This is a genomic window from Streptomyces sp. SID13726 (assembly GCF_010548375.1).
Taxonomy (GTDB): domain Bacteria; phylum Actinomycetota; class Actinomycetes; order Streptomycetales; family Streptomycetaceae; genus Streptomyces.
In genome coordinates this window covers 1-379 of record NZ_JAAGLY010000917.1, presented here as the reverse complement: position 1 = coordinate 379, position 379 = coordinate 1, and the positions used below count along the sequence as shown (strand labels likewise).

Sequence of the window (379 nt, the reverse complement as noted above, 5' to 3'; positions counted from 1 at the left end):
TTGAGACATCGACGAGACCGGAGATCGACCCGAGAGGACATCCGATGACTGACGTACTGATCGTGGGCTCCGGCCCCACCGGACTCACCCTGGCCTGCGACCTCGCCCTGCGCGGAGCCGCCGTCCGCGTCATCGACCAGCGCACCGGTCCGCACCGCGAGTCCCGCGGCAAGGGGCTCCGGCCGAGCAGTGTGGAGATCTTCGAGAAGCTCGGCGTGGCCGAGTCCCTCAGCGCCGTCGGCCGGGACGAGGTGGTCCTGCGCAAGTACTTCGACGGAGCGCACGTCAACGACACCCCCGTCGGCGGCAACGGGCTGCTGCTGGGGCAGTGGCAGATCGAGGAGGCGCTGCGCGAGCGGCTCGGCGGCCTGGACGGCGT

The 379-nt window shown here is 70.7% G+C and carries 1 protein-coding gene; it reads left to right on the top strand.

Annotated elements, in window-relative coordinates; genetic code table 11:
• Window positions 1-44 precede the first annotated feature (44 nt).
• Window positions 45-379 (top strand): FAD-dependent oxidoreductase (locus G3I78_RS50980; protein WP_164437458.1); only part of this gene is annotated, 335 nt, incomplete at its 3' end.